This window comes from Scandinavium lactucae (genome assembly GCF_033843265.1).
Taxonomy (GTDB): Bacteria; Pseudomonadota; Gammaproteobacteria; order Enterobacterales; family Enterobacteriaceae; genus Scandinavium; species Scandinavium lactucae.
The window spans coordinates 53613-76566 of sequence record NZ_JAWXRD010000032.1 but is presented as its reverse complement, the minus strand read 5'-3'; the positions used below and the strand labels follow the sequence as shown (position 1 = coordinate 76566).

14 protein-coding genes are annotated in these 22954 nt (G+C 56.8%); 7 read left to right on the top strand and 7 right to left on the bottom strand.

Annotated features, from left to right (window positions below; genetic code table 11):
• Positions 1-31: 31 nt before the first annotated feature.
• The 4 genes from trmD to ffh form a co-directional block, all read right to left on the bottom strand.
• Positions 32-799: a tRNA (guanosine(37)-N1)-methyltransferase TrmD gene (gene trmD, locus SIK69_RS14275; RefSeq protein WP_319786403.1), complete on the bottom strand. Its 768-nt coding sequence runs from the start codon at positions 797-799 to the stop codon at positions 32-34.
• Positions 800-844: 45 nt separating this feature from the next.
• Positions 845-1393 (bottom strand): ribosome maturation factor RimM, encoded by a 549-nt coding sequence (rimM, locus tag SIK69_RS14270; protein ID WP_319629037.1) that lies wholly within the window; start codon positions 1391-1393, stop codon positions 845-847.
• 18 nt (positions 1394-1411) lie between these two features.
• On the bottom strand, positions 1412-1660 hold the full coding sequence (rpsP, locus tag SIK69_RS14265; RefSeq protein ID WP_319629038.1) for a 30S ribosomal protein S16: 249 nt from the start codon (positions 1658-1660) through the stop codon (positions 1412-1414).
• Between the two features lie 115 nt (positions 1661-1775).
• Positions 1776-3137 carry a signal recognition particle protein gene (gene ffh / locus SIK69_RS14260; RefSeq protein ID WP_319629039.1) on the bottom strand — a complete coding sequence of 454 codons (1362 nt, stop codon included), beginning with the start codon at positions 3135-3137 and terminating at the stop codon, positions 1776-1778.
• Positions 3138-3302: 165 nt separating this feature from the next.
• Here ffh and SIK69_RS14255 point away from each other — a divergent pair, with 165 nt between their 5' ends.
• Positions 3303-4094: a cytochrome C assembly family protein gene (locus SIK69_RS14255; protein ID WP_319629040.1), complete on the top strand. Its 792-nt coding sequence runs from the start codon at positions 3303-3305 to the stop codon at positions 4092-4094.
• A 19-nt stretch (positions 4095-4113) separates the two neighbouring features.
• Positions 4114-5400, top strand: coding sequence for an HlyC/CorC family transporter (locus SIK69_RS14250; RefSeq protein WP_319629041.1), 1287 nt, complete (start codon positions 4114-4116; stop codon positions 5398-5400).
• Positions 5401-5443: 43 nt separating this feature from the next.
• Here SIK69_RS14250 and grpE read toward each other — a convergent pair whose 3' ends face one another.
• Positions 5444-6037 (bottom strand): nucleotide exchange factor GrpE, encoded by a 594-nt coding sequence (gene grpE, locus SIK69_RS14245; protein WP_319629042.1) that lies wholly within the window; start codon positions 6035-6037, stop codon positions 5444-5446.
• Positions 6038-6159: 122 nt separating this feature from the next.
• Here grpE and nadK point away from each other — a divergent pair, with 122 nt between their 5' ends.
• The 3 genes from nadK to bamE all read left to right on the top strand — a co-directional run bounded on the left by nadK (position 6160) and on the right by bamE (position 9261).
• Positions 6160-7038: an NAD(+) kinase gene (gene nadK, locus SIK69_RS14240; protein ID WP_319629043.1), complete on the top strand. Its 879-nt coding sequence runs from the start codon at positions 6160-6162 to the stop codon at positions 7036-7038.
• A gap of 85 nt (positions 7039-7123) precedes the next feature.
• On the top strand, positions 7124-8785 hold the full coding sequence (recN, locus tag SIK69_RS14235; RefSeq protein ID WP_319629044.1) for a DNA repair protein RecN: 1662 nt from the start codon (positions 7124-7126) through the stop codon (positions 8783-8785).
• A 137-nt stretch (positions 8786-8922) separates the two neighbouring features.
• Complete coding sequence (bamE, locus tag SIK69_RS14230; RefSeq protein WP_319629045.1) at positions 8923-9261, top strand: outer membrane protein assembly factor BamE; 339 nt, start codon at positions 8923-8925, stop codon at positions 9259-9261.
• Positions 9262-9306: 45 nt separating this feature from the next.
• On the opposite strand, the gene SIK69_RS14225 is transcribed toward bamE, so the two are convergent.
• Both SIK69_RS14225 and SIK69_RS14220 read right to left on the bottom strand, forming a co-directional pair.
• Complete coding sequence (locus SIK69_RS14225) at positions 9307-9594, bottom strand: RnfH family protein (protein WP_319629046.1); 288 nt, start codon at positions 9592-9594, stop codon at positions 9307-9309.
• Positions 9584-10021, bottom strand: coding sequence for a type II toxin-antitoxin system RatA family toxin (locus tag SIK69_RS14220; protein WP_319629047.1), 438 nt, complete (start codon positions 10019-10021; stop codon positions 9584-9586). Before SIK69_RS14220 ends, SIK69_RS14225 begins: the two co-directional genes overlap by 11 nt.
• A 146-nt stretch (positions 10022-10167) precedes the next feature.
• Here SIK69_RS14220 and smpB point away from each other — a divergent pair, with 146 nt between their 5' ends.
• A complete protein-coding gene (smpB, locus tag SIK69_RS14215) occupies positions 10168-10650 on the top strand; it encodes an SsrA-binding protein SmpB (RefSeq protein ID WP_319629048.1) in 483 nt (160 codons plus the stop codon).
• A gap of 800 nt (positions 10651-11450) precedes the next feature.
• Positions 11451-22952 carry a BapA/Bap/LapF family large adhesin gene (locus tag SIK69_RS14210; protein ID WP_319786402.1) on the top strand — a complete coding sequence of 3834 codons (11502 nt, stop codon included), beginning with the start codon at positions 11451-11453 and terminating at the stop codon, positions 22950-22952.
• The last annotated feature ends 2 nt before the right edge of the window (positions 22953-22954 follow it).

Here is a 22954-nt window from a genome sequence, read left to right as displayed (position 1 = left end):
CTTATCCTGGGTAAACTGATATTTGGGGGGCTTACGCCTCACCATCATGTTTATGCTGCTGTTGTGCGTGTTCCCGTTGGAACTCCGCCAGCAACCTTACTTGCTCTTCAGTCAGAGCCAGGTTTTCCAGAAGTTCAGGTCTTCTCAGCCAGGTCCGGCCCAGCGACTGCTTCAGACGCCAGCGACGTATCTCGGCATGATTGCCTGACAGTAATACTGCCGGGACACTCATCCCTTCCAACACTTCAGGGCGGGTATAGTGTGGACAGTCCAACAACCCATCAGCAAAGGAATCTTCCGTTGCTGATGCTTCATGGCCCAGAACCCCCGGAATGAACCGGGAGACGGAGTCAATCAGCGTCATTGCTGGTAACTCACCACCGCTGAGAACGTAATCGCCGATAGACCATTCTTCGTCAATCTCGGTTTGGATTACACGCTCATCTATTCCTTCGTAGCGACCGCACACCAGAATCAACTTCTCACTGGTTGCCAGTTCGCTGACGCCTGCTTGATCAAGCTTGCGTCCCTGAGGTGAAAGATAAATCACCTTTGCGCCTTCACCTGCCGCGGCTTTTGCTGCATGAATGGCATCCCGTAAGGGTTGCACCATCATTAACATCCCCGGTCCGCCGCCGAAAGGACGTGAGTCCACGGTACGGTGCCGGTCATGGGCGAAGTCACGAGGACTCCAGCTCTGGATGTTCAGCAGGCCATTTTTTACTGCCCGGCCAGTTACCCCGTAGTCGGTAATCGCGCGAAACATCTCTGGAAACAGGCTAACTACACCAATAAACACAAGCCAATCCCCATAGTGCCGTCTTTTACCGGTAATCCGGAGGTTTTAAAAACCAGGATCCCAATCTACTTCAATGGTTTGAGTAGTGAGATCGACTTTCTTGATAACCTGCCCATCGAGGAACGGAACCAACCGCTCCTTGATACCAAACGCATCTTTCAGGTTAGCCTTAATGACGAGAACGTCATTGGACCCGGTTTCCATCATGTCGATGACTTTACCGAGGTCATACCCTTCAGTGGTTACTACCTGGCAACCCATAAGGTCTTTCCAGTAATAGTCACCCTCGCCGAGCTGAGGCAACTGCGAGGAATCCACGAAAATTTCGCAATTTGTCATGAGATTCGCTGCATCCCGGTCTTCAACGCCTTTCAGCTTGATAACCAGGTCCTGATTGTGGTGACGCCAGCTTTCCAGCTCGACAGTCTGCCACTGACCCGCCTTCTGAATATACCAGGGCTGATAGTCAAAAATGCTTTCGGTGTCTTCGGTGGAGGAAAACACTCTGAGCCAACCACGAATACCGTAGGAAGAGCCCAATTTGCCAACCACGATCGGTTCAGCAGGGACTTTCGCGGCGAGTTGCTTGCTCATCATGACCACCGTGACAGATTAAGCTGCTTTATTAGCGGCTTTGATCAGCGTTGCAACGCGATCGGAAACAGTAGCGCCCTGGCCAACCCAGTGAGCGATACGATCCAGATCCAGACGAGTTTCTTCTTCAGCCGCAGATGCGATTGGGTTGAAGAAACCAACGCGCTCAATGAAGCGACCGTTGCGTGCATTACGGCTGTCAGTAACAACAACCTGATAGAACGGACGCTTTTTTGCGCCGTGACGTGCTAAACGAATAGTTACCATAACATCCTCTTGTGTGAATAAAACACCGGGCCCCATCGAGGAACGGAGCCCGGTGTCATATTAAAAGCCCGAAAATTTTACTGATTTCTGGGCGAAAAGCAATCTCTAAAGCGATTTAGCGCCCTGGAAAACCAGGAGGCATCATGCCTTTCATCCCGCGCATCATCTTCGCCATCCCGCCCTTCTTCATTTTCTTCATCATGCGCTGCATGTCGTCGAACTGTTTCAGAAGACGGTTAACGTCCTGCACCTGCATCCCGCAACCCGCCGCGATACGGCGTTTACGTGAACCTTTGATGATTTCCGGATGGGCGCGCTCTTTGAAGGTCATCGAATTGATGATCGCTTCCATACGCACCAGCACCTTGTCATCCATCTGCGCTTTCACGTTGTCAGGAATTTGGCCCATACCCGGCAATTTGCCCATCAGGCTCGCCATGCCGCCCATGTTTTTCATCTGACGCAGTTGTTCAAGGAAGTCGGTGAGGTCAAAGCCGTCACCCTTCTTGAGTTTGTTAGCCAGTTTTTCCGCCTGAGCGCGGTCAACTTTGCTCTCGATATCTTCGATAAGCGACAGCACATCGCCCATGCCGAGGATACGGGAGGCGATACGATCCGGGTGGAACGGCTCCAGCGCGTCGGTTTTTTCGCCAACGCCGAGGAATTTCACCGGTTTGCCGGTGATGTGACGAATCGACAGCGCCGCACCGCCGCGCGCATCACCATCGACCTTCGTCAGGATAACCCCGGTCAGCGGCAGCGCTTCGTTAAACGCTTTCGCGGTGTTCGCGGCATCCTGTCCGGTCATGGCATCGACCACAAACAGGGTTTCAACCGGATTAATCGCGGCATGAACCTGTTTGATTTCGTCCATCATCGCTTCATCGACGTGCAGACGACCGGCAGTATCCACCAGCAGCACGTCGTAGAATTTCAGCTTCGCTTCTTTCAACGCTGCATTAACGATATCGACCGGCTTCTGAGCAACGTCGGACGGGAAGAAATCTACGCCAACCTGCTCGGCCAGGGTTTCCAGCTGTTTAATCGCCGCCGGGCGATAAACGTCCGCAGAAACCACCAGCACTTTCTTCTTGTGCTTTTCGCGCAGGAACTTACCGAGTTTACCGACGCTGGTGGTTTTACCCGCACCCTGCAAGCCAGCCATCAGCACCACGGCGGGTGGCTGAGCGGCCAGGTTAAGCACCTGGTTCTCTTCGCCCATCGCCGAAACCAGTTCCTGACGAACGATTTTGACGAATTCCTGGCCTGGGGTCAGACTCTTGTTAACTTCATGACCTACCGCGCTCTCTTTTACACGGTTGATGAAATCACGGACGACAGGCAGCGCGACGTCAGCTTCCAGCAGCGCCATGCGCACTTCGCGCAGCGTGTCTTTGATGTTGTCTTCAGTAAGGCGTCCGCGACCGCTGATGTTACGCAGCGTACTCGACAAACGATCGGTTAAATTATCAAACATTGTCTCTCGCCTGAGGTGGAAACGTACGGTCGCCACAGCGACACATTCACAGAATTTTGCCGCAGTATAACACGACACCGCACGAGTTGTGATGCAACGGTTGGAGCCTGAGTCACGTAACGTTATACTGCTTCTCTTTCATCACACGCCAATGTCGACATCTCTATGCCTGTTTTTGCCCTGCTCGCGCTTGTTGCCTACTCCATCAGCCTTGCGCTGATCATTCCTGGCCTGCTGCAAAAAAACAGCGGCTGGCGACGTATGGCTATTTTGTCTGCGGTCATCGCCCTGATTTGCCATGCCTTTGCGCTGGAAGCGCGGATCCTGCCCGGCGGTGAGAGTGGACAAAACCTGAGCCTGTTAAACGTCGGTTCGCTGGTGAGCTTGATGATCTGTACGGTGATGACGATAGTCGCCTCGCGCAACCGCGGCTGGCTGCTGCTGCCGATTGTGTATGCCTTTGCATTGATCAATCTCGCCTTCGCCACCTTCATGCCCAATGAGTTCATCACCCATCTGGAAGCGACCCCGGGCATGATGGTGCACATCGGGCTGTCGCTGTTTGCTTACGCGACGCTGATTATCGCGGCACTGTATGCCCTACAGCTGGCGTGGATTGACTATCAGCTCAAGAATAAAAAGCTCGCCTTTAGCAGCGAAATGCCGCCGCTAATGAGCATTGAGCGTAAAATGTTTCACATCACCCAGGTGGGTGTCGTGTTGCTCACTCTGACCCTGTGCACCGGTCTGTTTTACCTGCACAATCTGTTCAGCGTTGAAAATATCGACAAAGCGGTTCTGTCTATTATCGCGTGGTTCGTCTATATCGTGTTGTTATGGGGTCATTATCATGAAGGCTGGCGCGGACGCCGCGTGGTCTGGTTTAACATGGCAGGCGCAGGACTTTTGACGCTGGCCTATTTTGGTAGCCGTGTCCTGCAACAGTTCGCGAGCTAAGACATAAAGGAATCTCCGTTTGGAACATATCTCAACCACAACGCTTATCATCACGCTTGTGGTCATGGTCATTATCTCGGCCTACTTCTCCGGCTCAGAAACCGGGATGATGACCCTCAACCGCTACCGCTTACGCCACATGGCCAAACAGGGCAACAGCGCCGCAAAACGTGTCGAAAAGCTGCTGCGTAAGCCCGACCGTCTGATTAGCCTGGTGCTCATCGGCAACAACCTGGTGAATATTCTCGCCTCTGCACTGGGCACTATCGTCGGGATGCGCCTATATGGTGATGCAGGCGTGGCGATTGCCACCGGTATTCTGACTTTTGTGGTGCTGGTTTTTGCCGAAGTGCTACCAAAAACGATTGCCGCGCTGTACCCGGAAAAAGTGGCCTATCCGAGCAGTTTCCTGCTCGCCCCGCTGCAAATTTTAATGATGCCGCTGGTGTGGTTGCTGAACGCTATCACCCGCATTCTGATGCGCATGATGGGCATCAAAACTGATCACGTGATCAGCGGGGCGCTCAGCAAAGATGAGCTGCGCACCATTGTGAATGAATCGCGCTCGCAAATTTCCCGCCGCAATCAGGACATGCTGCTGTCGGTACTGGATCTGGAAAAGGTCAGCGTTAACGACATCATGGTGCCGCGCAACGAAATCGTCGGGATTGATATCAACGACGACTGGAAATCGATCGTCCGCCAGCTCACCCACTCCCCGCACGGGCGCATTGTGCTCTATCGCGACTCGCTGGATGACACCATCAGCATGCTGCGCGTGCGTGAAGCCTACCGTCTGATGACCGAGAAAAAAGAGTTCACCAAAGAAGTACTGCTGCGCGCAGCGGATGAAATCTATTACGTGCCGGAAGGAACGCCGCTCAGTACCCAGTTGGTGAAATTCCAGCGCAACAAGAAGAAAGCGGGCCTGGTGGTCGACGAGTATGGCGATATTCAGGGTCTGGTGACCGTGGAAGATATTCTTGAAGAGATTGTCGGTGATTTCACCACCTCCATGTCCCCCTCGCTGGCAGAAGAAGTGACCCCGCAAAACGACGGTTCGGTGATTATCGACGGGACGGCCAACGTGCGCGAATTGAATAAAGCCTTTAACTGGCATTTCCCCGAAGATGAGGCCCGCACCATTAACGGCGTGATTCTGGAAGCATTGGAAGAGATCCCGGCGATTGGCACGCGCGTGCGTATCAACCAGTACGATATCGATATTCTCGACGTTCAGGACAATATGATTAAGCAGGTGAAAGTGGTGCCGGTGAAATCGCTTCGGGAAAGCGTTGGGGAATAATTAAGCACCTCTCCCCGGGGCGGGGAGAGGTTAAGCGTTGGAATTACGCCTTCGCTTTCGCGACCGAAACCATCGCCGCGCGAATGGTACGACCGTTCAGGGTGTAACCCTTCTGCATGACCATCAGCACGTTACCCGCCGCCACATCGTCTGACTCGACCATCGCAATGGCCTGATGCACGTTCGGGTCCATCGGCACGTTGGTATCACCCACCACTTCCACGCCGTACTTACGCACCACGTCGAGCATCGATTTCAGGGTCAGTTCAATCCCTTCAACCATCGGCGCGAGATCCGGGTTAGCTTTATCAGCCACTTCCAGCGCGCGATCCAGGCTGTCGATAACCGGCAGAAGATCGTTCACAAACTTCTCAAGTGCAAATTTGTGCGCCTTCTCGACGTCCTGCTCGGTACGACGACGCAGGTTTTCCATCTCGGCTTTGATACGCAACACGCCATCGCGCTCACGGGTCTGTGCTTCGACAAGTTGAGCTTCCAGATTCGCAATTTTTTCATCGCGCGGATCCACCTGCTCAGCCGAAGTCTCAGGCTCCACGGCCTCTACCTCATCGTGCTGGTCCTTGATAATTTCTTCCGGGGCTTGCCCCTCAGGCGTTTTCTGTTCTTTACTACTCATGAATTTCTCCGCGTTTTTTCGTATTCATCTCGCTGACTTCGCTTATTATGGGGATCGTGCTGCGGGATTCAAGGGAAGCAGGCACATTGTCATCATTCATTCGTCACAAGGACCTCCAGAAAATGAACAATCATTTCAAGTGTATCGGTATTGTCGGTCATCCCCGCCATCCTACCGCGCTGACCACACATGAAATGCTGTACCGCTGGTTGTGTACCAAAGGCTACGAAGTGATTGTTGAGCAACAGATTGCTCGCGAGCTGCAATTGAAGAACGTTGCCACCGGGACGCTGGCTGAAATCGGCCAACAGGCAGACCTGGCAGTGGTGGTCGGCGGCGATGGCAATATGCTCGGTGCCGCGCGAACCCTGGCACGCTACGACATCAAGGTTATCGGCATCAACCGCGGTAATCTCGGCTTCCTGACCGACCTCGATCCCGACAATGCGCACCAGCAACTGGCTGACGTACTCGAAGGTCACTATATCACCGAAAAACGCTTCCTGCTTGAAGCCCAGGTGTGTCAGAAAGAGTGCCAGAAACGCATTAGCACGGCGATTAATGAAGTAGTGCTGCACCCGGGCAAAGTGGCACACATGATCGAATTTGAAGTGTATATCGACGAAGTGTTTGCTTTTTCTCAGCGCTCCGATGGCCTGATTATTTCCACGCCAACCGGTTCGACGGCCTACTCTCTCTCCGCTGGCGGACCGATTCTGACGCCTTCTCTGGATGCCATTACCCTGGTGCCCATGTTCCCACACACCCTTTCTGCCCGACCGCTGGTAATCAACAGCAGTAGTACCATTCGCCTGCGCTTTGCGCACCCGCGCACGGACCTGGAAATCAGCTGCGATAGCCAGATTGCACTGCCAATTCAGGAAGGGGAAGACGTATTGATCCGCCGCTGCGACTACCATCTCAACCTTATCCACCCGAAAGACTACAACTATTTCAACACCTTGAGTTCAAAACTCGGTTGGTCAAAAAAATTGTTCTGAAATCAGCTTAGCCTCTTTACTGTATAAAAAACCAGTTTATACTGTATGAAAACACAGTTATGGTTTTTCATACAGGAAGACGACTATGCTGGCACAACTGACCATCAGCAATTTTGCAATCGTACGTGAGCTTGAAATCGATTTTCATAGCGGAATGACGGCCATCACCGGCGAAACCGGGGCCGGTAAATCTATTGCGATTGATGCCCTCGGGCTGTGTCTGGGTGGTCGTGCCGAAGGCGATATCGTGCGCGCCGGTGCCAGCCGGGCCTCCCTCTGCGCCCGCTTCTCCCTGAAAGATACCCCCGCCGCTCAGCGCTGGCTGGAAGCCAATCAGCTTGAGGACGGGCGTGAGTGTTTACTTCGCCGGGTGATCAGCAGCGACGGGCGCTCCCGGGGCTTTATTAACGGCACCGCCGTGCCGCTGTCGCAGCTGCGCGAGCTGGGGCAGTTGCTGATTCAAATCCACGGTCAGCACGCCCACCAGCTGTTGGTTAAACCCGAACATCAAAAAACGCTACTTGATGGCTACGCCGGTGAGTCGGTGCTCACTCAGCGTATGGCGGAACATTACCGTCAATGGCATCAAAGCTGCCGCAACCTGGCCCAGCACCAACAGCTCAGCCATGAACGTATCGCGCGCGCCGAACTGCTTCAGTATCAGTTGAAAGAGCTGAATGAATTCCAGCCGCTGGTGGGTGAATTTGAGCAAATTGACGAAGAGTACAAGCGCCTCGCCAACAGTGGCCAGCTAATCAGCACTAGCCAGCAGGCGCTAAATCTGTTGGCAGATGGTGAAGACGCCAATCTGCAAAGCCAACTTTACAGCGCCCGTCAACTGGTGGGCGAACTAACCAGTATGGACGCTAAACTTTCCGGCGTGCTCGAGATGCTGGAAGAAGCCGCCATTCAGTTGAGCGAAGCTAGCGATGAGCTGCGTCACTATTGCGAGAGTCTCGACCTCGATCCCAACCGCCTGTTTGAGCTGGAACAACGCATCTCACGCCAGATGTCACTGGCACGGAAGCACAATGTCACCCCAGAAGAGTTGCCGGTGTTTTATCAGTCCCTGCTCGACGAACAGCAGCAGCTTGACTGCCAAGCCGACTCTGCGGAAACGCTGAGCCTGGCGGTGAGCAAACACCACCAGCAGGCGCTGGAAACCGCCCAGCAGCTGCATGCTCTGCGTGTCGCTAGCGCAACAGAATTAGCCGGGCTGATAACCGACAGCATGCACTCACTCTCAATGCCACACGGCAAGTTCACCATTGATGTCTGCTTCGAAGAAAACCATCTGACGGCAGAAGGCGCAGACAGCATTGAGTTCCGGGTCACCACCAACCCAGGGCAGCCGTTGCAGCCGATTGCCAAAGTGGCCTCCGGCGGTGAGCTGTCCCGTATTGCCCTGTCGATTCAGGTGATCACGGCGCGTAAAATGGAAACCCCGGCACTGATTTTCGATGAAGTCGACGTGGGTATCAGCGGCCCGACGGCAGCAGTGGTCGGCAAACTTCTGCGCCAGCTTGGCGAGTCCACACAGGTAATGTGCGTCACCCACCTGCCGCAGGTGGCGGGCTGTGGCCATCATCATTTCTACGTCAGCAAAGAAACTGACGGCGCGATGACCGAAACGCACATGCAGCCGCTTGATAAGCGTGCCCGTTTGCAGGAACTGGCCCGTCTGCTCGGTGGCAGCGAAGTCACCCGTAATACGCTGGCAAATGCCAAAGAGTTGCTGGCGGCATAAACTTTTTCGGTAACTCAGGGTCATAGACAACAACAAAACGCCACAAGACCAGTTTCAATGTCCGGCAAGGTCTATTATCATCGGCATATGACAATTGAGCCGTGAACTGCTCAGGCCCGAAAAGGAATGAAATCACTATGCGCTGTAAAATGCTGACTGCTGCCGCAGCGGTTCTTCTGATGTTGACCGCAGGCTGTTCCACTCTGGAGCGAGTGGTTTACCGTCCTGACATCAACCAGGGTAACTATCTGGCACCTAACGACGTCGCAAAAATTCGTGTCGGCATGACACAACAGCAGGTTGCCTATGCACTGGGCACCCCGATGATGTCCGATCCGTTCGGAACGAATACCTGGTTCTACGTGTTCCGTCAGGAACCGGGCCATGAGAAGGTAACTCAGCAGACGCTGACGCTGACCTTCAACAGCAGCGGTGTGCTGACTAACATCGACAACAAACCGGCGCTGACCAAGTAATTCAGCCCGCTACAGACGAAAAAAAAGCGCTCATTGAGCGCTTTTTTATTTTGCGGATTTCTCTGCCCGCTGGCGACGCAGCGCTTTCGGGTCAGCAATCAGCGGACGGTATATTTCTACCCTGTCGCCGTCATGCACCCGATCCTGCAATTTGACTGCCCTGCTCCAGATGCCGACTTTGTTGCTACTCAAATCGATCTCCGGGCGCAACTTCATCACCCCGCTGGCAACTATCGCCTGCTCAACGGTGGCACCTTCGTCCAGAGAAACCTTTTGCAGGTACTGCTTTTGCGGCAAAGCGTAAACCACTTCTACGGTGAGCTTAGGCGACACTGTAAACCTCTTTGGCACGCACCGTGAAGGCCTGCACCATGTTCGAGGCCAGCTCTTTGAAGATCCGACCAAACGCCATTTCTATCAGCTTATTGGTGAACTCAAAATCGAGGTTGAATTCAATTTTACAGGCGTCCTGGCTAAGCGGGGTAAACGTCCAGCCGCCGATCAGTTTCTTGAACGGGCCATCCACCAGATGCATCAAAATGCTCCGGTTGCTGGTCAGCGTATTGCGGGTGGTAAAGGTTTTACTAATCCCCGCTTTGGATACGTCAACCGCCGCCGTCATTTGCGACGGTCCGGCCTCCAGTACACGACTCCCGGTGCAACCGGGTAAAAATTCAGGATACGCATCCACATCATTCACGAGTTGGTACATCTGTTCCGCGCTGTAAGGTACAAGCGCAGTACGACTAATCTGAGGCATAGCAATTTCCACTCACTGTCATCGCGCAAATAATATCATTTATCGGGTGTTAAAAAAAACGCTGTGCCGCAACTCGTGCTAAGATAGCTCATTGCGCCTCGCGGGAGGATTGAGGCAATGTACAGAAAAGATGACTTCAGGACACCATGACTAAGAAAAAATCTAACAAACCTGGATCAGCCACTATCGCGCTGAATAAACGCGCCCGTCACGAATATTTTATCGAAGATGAGTATGAAGCGGGACTGGCCCTGCAGGGCTGGGAAGTTAAATCCCTGCGTGCGGGTAAAGCCAACATCAGCGATAGCTACGTTATCCTACGAGACGGTGAAGCCTTCCTGTTTGGGGCGAACTTCACGCCGCTGGCCGTCGCCTCAAGCCACTACGTGTGCGACCCTACTCGTACCCGTAAGCTGCTGCTCAACCAACGCGAACTCGATAGCCTGTTTGGCTCGATCAATCGCGAAGGTTACACCGTCCTCGCGCTCTCCCTTTACTGGAAAAATGCCTGGTGTAAGGTAAAGATTGGCGTGGCCAAAGGTAAGAAACAGCACGACAAACGTTCCGACCTGAAAGATCAGGAATGGGCGCGCGATAAAGCCCGCATCATGAAACATGCCGGACGCTAACAGTCGTTAGTCTGAAACAATCCCGACAACGGTGACTCACCTCGTCGGGATTGTTGCATATAGGGTACGACGAACTTTTATGACACCGCGTATTCTACAGGTGCAACCCTTCTTTTTCCCGTTTAATAAACTTTCCGGCAATACTCCACGTTAATAATTCAGTAGAAGGTAACTTTCTTTATTTTGCACAGGATATATCATGTAATCCTGTGCCTACTTATTATGGATTATTATTTAACATGAGACTGGACTCTCTGAGATCACTTTTAAGCGCAGTAGTGAAAAGAAAACTGAGAGATTTATCACACTCACCAAGCGTGCAAACCATTAGAGATGGTAACCATTCTCACTATTCCCCTGCAAAGTACACCTTCGCTGACGGCAGCACAATCTTCTATATATCAACACATTAAACTCCAACAACAGCACACCTCTACTGGAAGCTTTTGCACGCAGGTCGGATCACCTGGAGAAAAAAGAACTAATTGTTCACTTTTGCTAAAGCTCACTTAACCTCTGCTTAATTTGCACAATCTTTCGTTCCTGTCTATATCATGATCAGTACCCAGCAAATTTAAGCTGATAAAAAACAGGGGTTTTCATCCCGTAATAATTCGTCCGTATTCCGGTAACGACCATTTTTTATTTCCTGCATTGACGGGCAATGGATTTGTGCGCCCGAAATTTAAGACAAGGGCAACCCCATTTGAGGCATTAACTGCGGGAATACGTTTTATCGTGCGGCGCTTACCTTGCTTGCATAAACGGTAGTACCACTTTCTTTGAATGGAGTGATAACCATGCGTCCTTTTTCTATCATTTCTGAATTGACTGGCGTCACCAGCAATGTCGAAGCCACAGAAGTTACCCTTTCTGCACCGTCCGTGGTAAAGCTTCAGCTTGAGCGATCGGATATCGCCTCTATCACGCGATCCGGCCAGGACATGGTTATCAAGCTTCACTCAGGCGAAACCCTGACTATTCATAATTTTTATACTGAGTATCCGCAGGGTACCAACCAGCTGGTGCTTGAAGACAGCCATGGCGCATTGTGGTGGGTAGAAGACACCGCCGGTGATTTTCATTTCCAACAAATCGATAATCTTGACGGCTTCATGGTTGCCGAAGGGCATTCCGACGGTGGTGCTATCTGGCCCTGGGTTCTGGGCGGTGTTGCGGTAGCCGCAGGGATTGGCATTGCAGCCGGAAGCGGCGGCGGTGGTGGCGGTGGCGGTTCCGATGACAATTCTGGCAACGGAAGTGGTAATGGAGATGGAGACGGGAACGGGAACGGAAACGGCGGCGGTGATAACGGCGGAGATGGTGATGGCGATGGAGGAACCGGCGGCAATGGCGGCAATGGCGGGGGCAGCACGGCAGACACAACACCGCCTACCGCACCAACCAATCTCACTGTTTCCCCTGATGGCACCACGCTGACGGGTAAAGCCGAGCCAGGCAGCACCGTTGTAGTCAAAGGCCCGGACGGGACCATCATCGGTAAAGGCACCGCGGGCAGCGATGGCAGCTTTACGATTGTTCTCGATAAACCGCAGATCAGCGGGGAACAGCTGACCGTTGATGCCACCGATAAAGCGGGTAATACCGGTCCGAATGCCGAAGTAACGGCCCCGAATATCGATTTGCCTGCCACGCCGGTTATTCTCAGCGCGCTGGACGATCACGGCGCTACGCCAACCCCTCTGGGCAATAATCAGATAACCAATGACAACACGCCGTTGTTAAAAGGCACCGGCACCGCTGGCAGCACGGTACATATTTTCCAGGACGGACATCAGATTGGCACCGCCCTCGTCGGCAGCGATGGCACCTGGAGCTTTGCCATCACCAACGCTTTATCGGAGGGCGTCCATTCCTTTACCGCAATTGCCTTCAACCTGAAGGGTCATAGCCTGGAGTCCACCCACTTCACGCTGACCATCGACACCGTTGCGCCAGATGCGCCACAGCTTTCTGCCGTCACCGACGATGTGCAGACCATTGTCGGCCCGCTGCAAAGCGGTTCGCTCACCGATGATGCCCGGCCCACGCTGAGCGGCAAGGGTGAAGTGGGCGACACCATCACCGTCTATGATGGGCAGACCAAACTGGGCACCACCACCGTCGATGCTAGCGGCAACTGGACCTTTACCCCGTCGCAGCCTTTGGCTGACGGTCCACACACGCTGGTTATCACCCAAACCGACCCGGCCGGGAATGTCAGCGGTAACACGCTGTCGCCGACGTTCACCGTCGATACAACCCCGCCGAACCCGGCCCAAATTACCGATGTGGCCGAAAACGGCGCGACCGTCACCGGGACCGCAGAAGCTGGCAGTACGGTGTCGATATACGACAGTAACAACGTCCTGCTGGGATCGGTGGTGGTGGGCAGCAACGGGGAATTCACCGTCACGCTCAACCCGGCACAAACGCAGGGCCAGTCGCTTGAAGCGCGCATTCAGGATGCCGCCGGGAACGTCGGGCAGCCAACCGACTTCACCGCCTCAGATTCCGGCTTCCCGGTTCAGCCAATTATCGTTACCGTCACGGATGATTTTGCACCATCAACCGGGACCGTCCCCCGCGGTGGAGACACCAACGACAATACGCCGACGCTCACCGGGACCGCCGAACCGAACGCCATCATCACCATCAGCGATAACGGCACTCCTTTGGCCCCGCCAGTGACCGCGGATGCCAATGGCGACTGGAGCTTTACACCGCTGGTGCCGCTCACCGATGGCGATCACGCCTTTACCGCAACCGCCACAAACACTGCCGGAACCAGCGGGCCGTCGACTTCCTTCACCGTGGATATCGATACCCTGCCGCCAACGCTGAGCAATCTGGCGGTGGTCGGCCAGGGTCAAACCCTGACCGGGATGACCGAAGCGGGCAGCACCGTGGTGGTGAAAGACAGCCTGGGCACCCAGCTTGGGACCGCCACCGCCGATCAGAATGGTAATTTCTCCATCACCTTGAGCACGCCGAAAACCAACGGTGAATCACTGACGGTGAGCGTGACCGACAAAGCCGCTAACGTCGGCGTTCCAGAAACATTTAACGTGCCGGATATCACCGCCCCGAATCCACCGAGCGGTCTGGTGGTCACGCCTGATGGCCTGCACGTCACCGGCCAGGCAGAGCCGAACAGCAGCATCACCATTACCGACGGCAACGGCAACGTGATAGGCACCGGTACAACTAACGGCAGCGGAAACTTTGTCGCAACCTTAGACACGCCGCAGCTTAACGGTCAGGGCTTACTGGCGATAGCCACCGACGCGGCAAATAATCCAAGCCAGCCCGCCAGCGTGGTAGCACCAGACACCACTGCCCCGGATGCGCCATCGAACCTGAACGTCAACGCCAACGGGACGCAACTGACGGGTAATGCCGAAGCCGGAAGCACGGTTATCGTGAAAGATCCGGATGGCAACGTGGTTGGCACTGGCAAAGCGGATCCTGCAGGCCACTTTACGCTGACGCTGACGCCTGCCCAGGATAACGGTGAAACGCTGGCGGTGACCGCGACCGATCTGGCCAACAACACCAGCCAGCCCGGCTCGGCCCTCGCGCCGGATATCTCCGCCCCGGATCAACCGATTATCTTGCAGGTGGCTGACGACGTACCGGGTATCGTCGGGGCTCTTAATAGCGGAGACACCACCAACGACTCACAGCCAACACTCACGGGTAAAGCCGAAGCGGGCTCCACGGTGCAGGTCTATGAGAACGGTAATCTGCTCGGCAATGCCATCCTCGACGGCAATGGCAACTGGAGTTTCACCCCTGGCAGCCCGCTGTCTGAAGGCAGCCATCAGTTTATTGTGAAATCCACCGACGCGGGCGGTAACAGCAGCAGCTCTGCGCCGTTCAACGTTCTGGTCGACACCGTGGCTCCGCAAGTTCCGGCCATTACGCTGGTGAATGACGATGCTCCGGGGATCCTCGGTCCTGTCGCCAATACCGGGCTGACCAATGACAGCACGCCAACCATTAGCGGCACCGGCCAGCCTGGCTCGGTGGTACATCTGTTTGATAACGGTGGATTTGTCGCTGATATCACGGTCACGCCTACCGGCACCTGGAGTTACACCTTTACCACGCCGCTCACGGGGAACGCTCATTCGTTGACCGTGAATGCCAGCGATGACTATGGCAATACCTCGGCCGACTCGGCGGCCTGGACCTTTACCCTGGATACCTCCGCGCCGAACGTTCCTGTCTATACCGATGTGACCAATAGCGGTGGAACGTCGATTGATACCGGACAACTGACCAACGAAACCCAACCGCACCTGAGCGGGAGCGGCGATGTCGGTTCGGTGATTACGATTTACGACAACGGCGTCGCCATCGGCCAGGTGACGGTTGATGGTCTCGGCGAGTGGGAGTTCACGCCCCCCTTACCGCTGGCAGACAATAAAACGCATATTCTGACCGCCACGGCCACGGATGAAGCAGGCAACGAAAGCGCCCCGGCAAGCTATACCTTGATTGTGGATGCCACTGCGCCTGATGCACCGATTATTGTGTCGGCCACCATAGAAGGCAGCAACGGCGATATTGTGCTGGCGAACGGCAGCGTGACCAAGGAGACGGAACCGTTGCTGAGCGGTAACGCCGAACCTAATTCCTCCGTCACGCTGTACAACAACGGCGCATTCCTGGCGACGGTGCCGACCGACGGCAACGGCGCGTGGAGTTATTTACCGGGAACCGGCCTGACCGAAGGGCTGCATGTCATTACCGCCACCGCCACTGACGCCGCAGGTAACACCAGCGCGCTCTCCGGCGGCTTCTCGGTGCAAATTGATCTCACCGCCCCCGGCATCCCCGCTGCCCCACTGGTTACGGATAATGTCTTGCCGGTGGTCGGCAACATCGCCGATAACGGTTCTACCAACGACACAACCCCCACCTTCAGCGGAACGGGTGAAGTGGGCAGCACCATCACGATTTACAACGGCACGGATATCCTGGGTACTGCTCTCGTCAACGAGAGTGGCAACTGGAGCTGGACACCTGGCTCCCCGCTCCCCCTGCCGAGTTACGTCATTACCACTACCGCCACCGACCCCGCAGGCAATACCAGTGCGCATTCGCCATCGGTCAGTTTCACGATTGACACCGATGTTCCGAACGCGCCGGTTATCAGCTATGCCGAGGATGACGTTGGCCTGCCGGTCCAGGTCACCACTGGCGGGACCACCGACGACAACACGCCGGTTCTGCACGGCACTGCCGAAATCGGCAGCACGGTAAGCATTTTTAATGGCAGCTCCCTGGTGGGAACCGCCGTTGCGGATAGCTCCGGGAACTGGTCTTTGGCACTCGGTACGCTGACTGACAACACCTACACCTTCACCGCGGTGGCGACCGACAAAGCGGGCAACCCGAGCGGCGCATCAAACTCGTTCACCCTGACCGTCGATACCGAGGTTCTTCTGCCGCCAGTCGTGGAGCAGATCGTCGATAACGTGGGCGTGATTCAGGGGAATTTGACCAACGGGATGTTTACCGATGACCAGACGCTGGTGATATCCGGCACCGGTCAGAATGGTACCACCGTAGTGATCTACGATAACGGCGTCGAATTGGGTACGGCGGTTGTCAGCAACGGGCAATGGTCGTTCCCGACCCCGACGCTGACGGTCGATCCGCTGACGGAAACGCAGCACAGCTTTACCTTCACGACCCGAGACGGGGGTGAGGAAACGGCCCCGACCGCACCGATTGTGATCACGGTGGATGTTGCTCCCCCTGCCGACCCTGTGGTTAATCTGGTCTCGCCGGACGGTACCAATGTGAGCGGAACGGCGGAAGCCAACTCGACGGTGATCATCAAGAACGCCGCGGGAGATGTGATTGGTCAGGGCGCAGCAGATGCAGGCGGTAACTTCAACGTCACCCTCTCTCCGGCGCAAACCGGCGGACAAACGCTGACCGCTATCGATCAGGACCGGGCGGGCAATCAGAGTGGTGGTGTCGATTTCACCGCCTCTAACTCTGGTCTGCCGGATGTGCCAGTGATCACGCAGATCCTCGATAACGTCGATCCTGTAACCGGTGCGATCGCCGCTGGCGGTAGCACCGACGACACCACGCCAACCCTGAGCGGCACCGCCGATGCCAACGCCACCGTACATATTTACATCGACGGCAATCCCATTGAAGCAGGCAGCGTTGTCGCGAACGGCAGTGGTAACTGGAGCTTCACCATCCCTGCCGACTTGCTGGAAGGGACGCACAGCTTTACGGTCTCGGCCAGTAACGGCCAGGGCACCGGGGGGCTTTCTGCGCCAACGACCATTACCGTCGATTTAACCGCCCCGCTGGCACCGTTCATCACCGATGCCACCGACGACGTTCCGGCCAACGTAGGCACCCTGGGCAGCGGACAGTTGACCAATGACCTGCGCCCAACGCTGAACGGGATAGGCGAACCGAATGCTACCATCACCGTTTACGATAACGGGGTGGAAATTGGCACCGCCACCGCCAACGGCAGCGGGAACTGGAGCTTTACGCCGACGGCAGATCTCACCAGCACCTCGCATGACTTCACGGTGACCGCAACGGATGCCGCCGGACATACCGGGCCACTTTCCGGGATCTTCACGCTGAACATTGATGCGGTCGCCCCGACTAACCCGGCGATCACCTCCGTGGCGAACGACAACGGTACGCTGCCGGTGGCGATCCCATCGGGTGGTGCAACCAACGATACCCAGCCGCTTATCGGCGGCACCGGGGAAATCGGCAGCACCATTACCGTGTATGACAACGGGACCGTGCTCGGCACCGCCACAGTGGACGGATCCGGTAACTGGAGCTTGCCAGCCCCGACGGCACTGGTCGAAGGCGCGCATAACCTGACCGTTACCGCGACGGATGCGGCGGGCAATACCACGGCACAGTCAGCCCCATTCCCGATTGTTATCGACACCGCCCCACCAGCCGTACCGACGCTGCTGACGGTGGTCGACGATCAGCCGGGTGTCACCGGGCCGCTGGTTAACGGGCAATTGACCAACGACACCACCCCAACCCTCAACGGGCGCGGGGAAGCAGGCGCGACCATTAAAGTCTTCTCCGATGGCGTGCTGGTCGGCAGCGGCACGGTGGATGGAACCGGGGCGTGGAGCGTGACGCCAACCACGCCGCTAACCAACGGGACACATCTGCTGACCGTCAGCCAAACCGATCCGGCGGGGAACGTCAGCGCTGCCACTGGCGGTTTCACCGTCAATGTGGATGCCACCGTGCCTGTCGCACCGGTTATCACCTCGGTGGCGGACAACACCGCCCCGGTAATTGGCGTGGTGCCCAACGGCGGCAGTACCAACGAAACCCATCCTGCCATTAGCGGTACTGGCGAAGCGGGTTCCACCATTACACTGTACAACGGCGCGGCGGTTCTCGGCACCACCACCGTTAACGCGGGGGGCAACTGGAGCTTTACCCCCACCACCGCGTTGACCAGCGGCACCTGGACTATCACCGCGACCGCCACCGATGCAGCGGGCAATACCGGCCCAGCATCTGACATTCGCAGCTTTACCGTCGATACCGCCGCGCCCACCATCCCGACCATCACCACGGTGTTTGACGATCAGGGCCCGGTCACAGGCAATCTGACCTCCGGGGCAGTGACCGACGATGCCCGCCCGGCGATCAGCGGCACCAGCGAAGCCAACGCCTCCGTCAAAATTTACGATGGTGGTAATCTGGTGACCACGGTCACCGCTGACGGCAACGGGGCATGGAGCTGGACCCCGACCAGCGCCCTGACACAGGGGAGCCATCTCATCACGGTGACCGCGACTGATGCAGCGGGCAACGTTAGCTTAAGCTCCAACAGCTTTACCTTCGTGGTTGACTCGCAGGCTCCGCTCGCGCCGGTGATCACCTCACTTACCGATGATGTCACCCCGGTCACCGGGCCAATCGTCAGCGGCCAAAGCACCAACGACAGCACCCCAACCCTGAGCGGAACGGCGGAAGTCGGTGCCACAGTGAACATCTACGATGGCACCACTCTGGTCGGCACCACCACTGCCGATGCGCAGGGCAACTGGATTGTCACCACCTCCACGCTGGGCGACGGGCCACACACCCTGACCGCCAAAGCTACGGATGCGGCGGGCAACCTCGGCCCATCATCGGCTGGCTTTGCCATCACTATCGATACCTCAGCTCCAGTGGTTCCGGTGTTGCAGACGGTATCCGATGATGTGACCGGCGGCGTGGTCGGCACTTTGACCAACGGTCAGCTCACCAATGACAACAAACCGACGCTGACCGGCACCGCCGAAGCGGGCAGCACGGTCAGTATTTACGATGGTTCAACCTTGCTTGGCACCACCGTCGCGACGGGCGGCAGCTGGAGCTTCACGCCGGGCACTGCGCTTACCGATGGCTCGCATACGTTGACCGTGACCGCCACCGATGCCGCGGGCAACATCAGTCCGGCAACCGGCAGCTTCGCAATTGTGGTCGATGCCACCCTGCCGGTGACGCCCGTCATCACCACTATCGTCGACGATGTGCCAAATATTGTTGGCGCAGTGGGCAATGGGCAGCCAACCAACGACACCCTGCCAACGCTAAACGGCACGGCGGAAGCCAACAGCACCGTGCGCATTTACGATAACGGGGCGCTGGTTACCACCGTCACCGCCAATGGTTCAGGGAACTGGGCCTGGACGCCAACCACCGCCCTGGCTCAGGGCAGTCACAGCTATACCGTGACCTCCACCGATGCGGCGGGTAACCTCAGCGCCACTTCGGGAGCTGCCGCAATTGTGGTGGATACCGTGGCCCCAGGCGCACCAACCAACCTGGCGGCGAACAGCACCGGGACACGCATTACCGGCACCGCCGAAGCCAACAGCACCGTGACCATCACCAGCAGTACTGGCACGGTTCTGGGAACCGCCACCGCCGACGGCACCGGGGCCTTTACGGTCAACATTTCCCCGGCGCAAACCAGCGGTCAGCCGCTGCTGGCCTTCGCTCAGGATAAAGCGGGCAACGTCGGGGGATCCACGCCGTTCACCGCGCCGGACACCCGCCTGCCGGATGCGCCAACCATCACCAGCGTGGTGGATGACGTCGCCAACTACACCGGGGCGATTGCCAACGGTCAATTGACCAACGACCCAACGCCGACCCTCAGCGGCGTGGCGCAGGCTAACTCGACGGTCAATATCTACAACAACGGTACGCTGTTGGGCACCACTACCGCGAATGCCAGCGGCGCATGGAGCTTCACCCCAACCGCCAACATGACCGAAGGCAGCCACGCCTTTACAGCCACGGCAACCAATGCCAACGGAACGGGTGCAGCCTCGTCATCCATCAGCATTAACATTGATACCACCGCCCCATCGGCACCGGGCATCACCATCAGCGCCGACGGCAGCACCCTCAGCGGGACAGCGGAAGCTAACAGCACCGTGACTATCACCCTGCCGAACGGCGCGGGCACCTTGACCGCCACCGCAGGCAGCGATGGTAACTGGACGCTCACCCTGCCGGTTCGCCAGATTGAAGGCCAACTGTTAACGGCCACTGCTACCGATGTCGCCGGGAATACCTCCGGCCCTGGCTCGGTGACAGCGCCATCTCTGCCACTGTCGGCGGGGGATAACATCACCAACCTGGCGCTGACCTCCACCGCGACCACCACCACCGAGCATCTCACCGACTACGGCTTGCTGCTGGTCGGGGCGCTCGGCAACGTGGCGTCGGTACTGGGGAACGACACCGCACAGGTGACGTTCAACATCGACAACGGCGGCTCCGGGGATGTCACCATTGATGCAGCCGCCACCGGGATCGTGCTGTCTCTGCTCTCGACGCAGGAAATCGTGGTGCAGAGATTCGATACCGCCAGCGGGTCATGGCAGACCTTCATCAACACCAGTAATCCGGATTTCGCCAACCTGCTGACCCTGACCGGCAGCGGCGTAACGCTGAATCTGACCGGCCTTACCGGCGGGCAATATCGCGTCCTGACCTACAACTCAAGCCTGCTGGCGACCGGGTCTTACACCAGCCTTGAGGTGGACGTGCATAAAACCAGCGCTGGATCGGTCAGCGGCCCGACCACGGAAACCGGGAACGTTATCACCGATCAGGATCCGACCGGCGGGCTGGATAATGCCCCAGCTGGCACCACGGTGACGCAGGTGACCAACGCCAACGGCATCGTGACCACGGTCGGCGCAGGTGGAGCGGATATCGTTGGGCTGTACGGCACGCTGCACATTAACCAGGACGGGAGCTACACCTACACCCTGACTAACACCTCAGCGGCGGTGCTCGGTCATAAAGAGAGCTTCACCTACACCATTACCCACAACGGCGTCAGCGATTCGGCGCAGCTGGTGGTGACCCTCGGCCCGGTTCCGCCAGCCAGTACCGTGGTTACCGCCGATGACAGCGCTTCGCTGGTGTTCAACACCGACGTGGAAGCAGTCAATAACGGGGCGTCGTCGCAGTCGGGCTTTACGGTGGTGGGCGTCGGTCTGGGCAACGTGTTGAGCCTCGACGTGCTCGCCAACATGAGCAACCCTATCAAGTTTGATGTGGAAGATGGCAGCACCCGCACCATGACGCTGCAATCGTCGGTGGGCGGGGTGGCGCTGGCCTCAACCTTTGACCTTTACATCTACCGCTTCAACGATGTCACCCAGCAGTACGAGCAGTATCAGATACAGAAAGGCTGGCTGAACGCGCCGCTGCTCGGTGGCCAGTCGAGCCAACTGACCCTGACTCTGCCCGGCGGCGAATACGTGTTCCTGTTGAATACCGCCAGCGGTGTGACCGCGCTGACCGGTTATACCCTCAACATTTTGCAGGATCACACCTACGCGGTGGACAGCCTCACCGCCAGCACGACGGGGAATGTGCTGGGCAACGATGTGCTGCCAGCCGGGGCGCTGCTGACCGAAGTGAACGGCGTGGCAGTGTCGCCGACCGGCACCACCACCATTAATGGGCTGTATGGCACGCTGACCATTAATGCCCAAGGGAATTACACCTACACCCTGAAAAACGGTGTCGGGGCCGATGGCATCAAAACCCCGGACAGCTTCGTCTACACCGTGAAAGCGGCGAACGGCGATACCGACACGGCGTCGCTGAACATCACCCCAACACCACACGCCCTGGATGCGGTAAACGACACCAGCGCTGTGATGGCGGTCAGTACGGCGCACAGTACCGGGACATATAGCGATCTGAGCGTGGGCTCAGCGCAATGGAACAACCCGTTGATTGGCACCGGGTCAGGCAGCGGTAGCGGCAACTTTACGGTTGATGCCAATACCCTGTTGCAGGGCGCAACGCTGCATTTCAACATTGCCAGCGCCCTGGCTCTGGCGGGACTGAGCGGCACCTGGTCGATAACGCAGAACGGCAGCGTTATTCAGAATGGTACCTACAGCGGAACGAACACTAACATCAACATTGCCGACCTCGGGGCCGGGAGCTACACCCTGAACTTCACCGGCACCACCAGCGGGATAGGTATACTCGGCTCGTACACGGTAACGCCAACCGTGACCGGGACGTCGGTTAACCTGGATAACTACATCTCGAACAACGCCAATACCGTCCACGGCAATATCTTCGACGGGACCGACGCTGCCGGGGCCACCGATCAGCTGGCAAGCGTGCATACCACCCTGAGCATCACCGGTGCGGGCAGCAGTACCGCCTCGCTGGATCCTGCGGCGAGTGCCAGCAGTGCCACGGTGTTGGGCAAGTACGGCTCGCTGCAATTTAACCTCGATGGCTCATACACCTACACCCTGAACAACGGCGTGGCCGTATCGTCGATAAACAGCAAGGAGACCTTCACCTACACCCTGAACGATCACAATGGTCATACCGATACCGCGACCCTGACCATCAATATGAATCCGCAGATGGCCAGCACCGGTCAGCATGACGTTCTAACCGGATCTGCCTACGGCGATACGTTGATTTATCACCTGCTGAAAGGCAGCGACGCGACCGGGGGGAACGGTAACGACGAATGGACCAACTTTAACCTCGCTCAGGGCGACAAAATCGATCTGCGCGAACTGTTAACCGGCTGGGATCACCAGGCGTCTACGCTCGGGAATTTCATCCAGGTCAACACCAACGGGTCTAACACGGTGATTTCAGTCGACCGTGACGGCACCGGCTCCACCTATCACTCAACGGCTTTAATCACCCTGGACAGCGTCCAGACCAACCTGACGGAACTGCTGCAACAGAACCACATTATTACCGGCTAGTC